The 2,903-nt window shown below is 38.3% G+C and carries 4 protein-coding genes; 1 reads left to right on the top strand and 3 read right to left on the bottom strand.

Translation table 11 applies throughout. The annotated features are described in order from the left end of the window. The 3 genes from tnpA to G322_RS0118420 all read right to left on the bottom strand — a co-directional run. On the bottom strand, positions 1-222 hold a 222-nt coding region (tnpA, locus tag G322_RS0118430), incomplete at its 3' end, for an IS66 family insertion sequence element accessory protein TnpA (RefSeq protein WP_022941076.1). Between the two features lie 77 nt (positions 223-299). Further along, a complete protein-coding gene (locus G322_RS0118425) occupies positions 300-584 on the bottom strand; it encodes a hypothetical protein (protein WP_022943153.1) in 285 nt (94 codons plus the stop codon). Positions 585-946: 362 nt separating this feature from the next. Next, on the bottom strand, positions 947-1,657 hold the full coding sequence (locus tag G322_RS0118420; RefSeq protein ID WP_022943152.1) for a lipoate--protein ligase family protein: 711 nt from the start codon (positions 1,655-1,657) through the stop codon (positions 947-949). Positions 1,658-2,028: 371 nt separating this feature from the next. Here G322_RS0118420 and leuE point away from each other — a divergent pair, with 371 nt between their 5' ends. After that, positions 2,029-2,691: a leucine efflux protein LeuE gene (leuE, locus tag G322_RS0118415; RefSeq protein ID WP_022943151.1), complete on the top strand. Its 663-nt coding sequence runs from the start codon at positions 2,029-2,031 to the stop codon at positions 2,689-2,691. The last annotated feature ends 212 nt before the right edge of the window (positions 2,692-2,903 follow it).

Here is a 2,903-nt window from a genome sequence, read left to right as displayed (position 1 = left end):
AACAGAGAGTGTGATTGATGGTTGTTCTTCCATAAATTCAATTTGTTGTATCACTTTAGCGCGAACAAAGCTGTTGGATGTTAGGCCTAGTTTTTTCTTGAAAGTGTAGAAGCTAGACGTTGATAAGTGATGTTGTTGACAGTAATCTGAAATAGTTAACCCACTGGTTTGTTGATTTTTTACTAGGGTCTGCCATTGTGTTTCGTTGCGCGTTATTTTCATTGTTATTTCCTTTTATTTGACTTGAAAATAACATAACTGAGATCAGAAATTAGATGAAGGTGTGGTTGCCCTGACGCTTACGCTTTTCCAAGCGCAGTTGCTGTTATTAATTTAACTGATTCTGCTGTTGGTGTAGTAGTGACTGTCACGCTTGCAAGTTGGAAGGTTTCTGGCCAAACGATATATTTTCCATATTGTGGGGACTGTTTGTAGCCTCCTCCACTCTTTTCACCTTGTTCTGTTAGTGCCCATACATTGTCAACTTTATGAATGAACCCTTTTTCACTGAGTGTGCTGAATAATTCTTTTGATGAAATGCCACTCAATTTTGCGAGGGCTGTTGTTGATACCTGCTTTTCCATATTGTTGATCCTTGTTAGGAATTTATTATTAAAATTAACAGCTTAAAATAGTAACTAAAAGCAGTGGATGACTATTTTGTGATTTTAGTTGATGAGTTTATTAATAATGGGGCATTGGAGAGATAATTCTGAAGTGCTGTGATAAAAAATAAATGGGGTCAGGTTAAATTTAAACTTTTATCTTTCGCCATCCTAATAAATGGGGAAGTAAGGAAAGGGCAGAGGGTCAGATCTAGTCTTTTGCCTTTAACTAACTGCTTACTACTAACTACCAAGGAATTTAAATGGATTAACTGCTCTCATCATTAATAAAGAATGGAATGTCCTGTGTCTTCTTCTATTACTTGCGAAGTGAATAAACCCTAGCCTAAGCCACTATCAATAAACGCTTGGGTTAGTTGCCGATAAAGCGTATCGACACTGGGGCGTGTATTAATATGTTCAAACAAGGTGGTGTGCGCCTGTGCTTTTACCCGATGTTTTTTATCACACAATTGATAACACAAATTAATGGGTTTAATGATTTCTTCTAACACTGCATCAACTAAGATGCAGGCCTGTGCCAGTACAATTTTACCGCCCCCTTTTTTCAAAATAATACGCTGCGCAGTGCCCACGATTTTACGCCCATTAATATTGATATTAAAATCACCGTCGCAGTATGAAAATTCAGTGCTATGCGTTTCACTGCTTAACCCATATTGACTGAAAAAATATTGCAACACTTGGCATAAATTTTTATACGCTTGCTTAATAGAGTAGGGCGTTGCATCTGGCCAAACATACAAGTGCGATAGGTTAATTATACCTTGGCATTGTGGCACTGGCGCGCCCCCTGTTTTACGTGAGAGCAATTTCCAATTATCTGCCTGTAAGGCTGTGTGCAGTGCGGGGGATTCGGGCCATTTTTGACCCGAAGGAAATACTATAGTGGGTGTTTTTGCTTGCCATAATATAAGACATTGCGAAATTTCATTGGCTTGCATTTGTGTAATCATGGCAGTTTCTTTTTCAAACACATTAGCCACCGACGCGCTGCTATAACGTAATAATTTATTTCGATTTTTAAGCATAACCACCCCAGATTTAAATAACGCTTAACGATACTAAATGAGTTAAAAAAAATAAAGGTAAAGAAGTCAATATTTGATCTAATAGTTTTTCTACTATTTTTAGCTTTAAAGACTAAGTTAAAGGGAAACTGCGATGCCCCGACCATGACGATTGGAATATAGAGTAAAAAGAGAGGGCACCCAAAGGTTTAAATTGTTACTTGTTGATTTAATATAGATCAACAAGTGGATGTCCCGCCTTGCTTTTATTGTTTATTCTTCTTTAACTTAACTTAACTGTTCTGTCTTGCTACAGTATCGAACTATTATGATTTAGCTGTAAAATTGGAATTTATATCACTCAATAAAGTATTAGGTTTTTAAGGATAATAATGGAAACTTTTGGCGTTCTCAATTATGTCACTTATTTTATAGGTGCCGTGTTTATAATATTATTACCTGGGCCTAATTCACTTTATGTACTAGCACTTTCAGCGCACCAAGGTGTGCGCATTGGTTGGACAGCGGTGGCGGGTGTGTTAATTGGTGACTCACTGCTTATTTTGGCAACCGCCTTTGGTGCCGTTACGCTTCTTAGCACTTACCCTGCAATATTTATGGTGATTAAATATGCTGGTGCAGCTTATCTGATTTACATCGGTTATCACTTAATAGCAGGGGCAATAAAATCTTGGCGCCAGATAGATGAGCAGAGCTTGCAAAAAACGGTCGCAATCAAAAAAACCACCGGGGGTAAAGCGTTTAGAAAAGCGCTGTTAGTTAGCTTATTAAATCCTAAAGCGATTTTATTTTTCCTTTCCTTTTTTGTCCAGTTTGTTGACCCTAACTATGCGCAGCCAGTGATCCCATTCTTGATACTGGCATTAACCATTCAAGCGCTCAGCTTTATTTACCTTACCATGCTCATTTACGCAGGCACAATACTCGCAGATACCTTTAGAAAACGTAAGAAAATTAGCGCTATTTCGGGGGGCAGTGTTGGTCTCGGTTTTATGGGGTTTGCCATTAAACTTGCACTCGCGAGCACCACTTAATAGCACCAGTAAGGCAATGTGGTGCATAAAAAAGACGGGACACCCGAACCTTTTTGACTGAACGCTAAGGTTAACCTACGTTTAAATAAACAGTGTTGGTTAAACCTTGGAGGTTTTATGACTCAATCCCGTGATTCATTAATTTCACTTATTGATACCCCTTACTACCACTGACTTTCTCGCTGTGTTCGTCGTGCTTTTTTGTGTGGTGA

Origin of the sequence: Psychromonas hadalis ATCC BAA-638, from assembly GCF_000420245.1 — a bacterium.
GTDB lineage: Bacteria > Pseudomonadota > Gammaproteobacteria > Enterobacterales > Psychromonadaceae > Psychromonas > Psychromonas hadalis.
The sequence above is the reverse complement of the archived record's forward strand: the minus strand, read 5'-3'. Positions and strand labels throughout refer to the sequence as shown.

What these genes read in the sequence shown, in the direction of transcription:
- G322_RS0118425 (WP_022943153.1), bottom strand. Translation starts at nt 584, where the DNA reads ATGGAAAAGCAGGTATCAACAACAGCCCTCGCAAAATTGAGTGGCATT.
- G322_RS0118420 (WP_022943152.1), bottom strand. Translation starts at nt 1,657, where the DNA reads ATGCTTAAAAATCGAAATAAATTATTACGTTATAGCAGCGCGTCGGTG.
- leuE (WP_022943151.1), top strand. Translation starts at nt 2,029, where the DNA reads ATGGAAACTTTTGGCGTTCTCAATTATGTCACTTATTTTATAGGTGCC.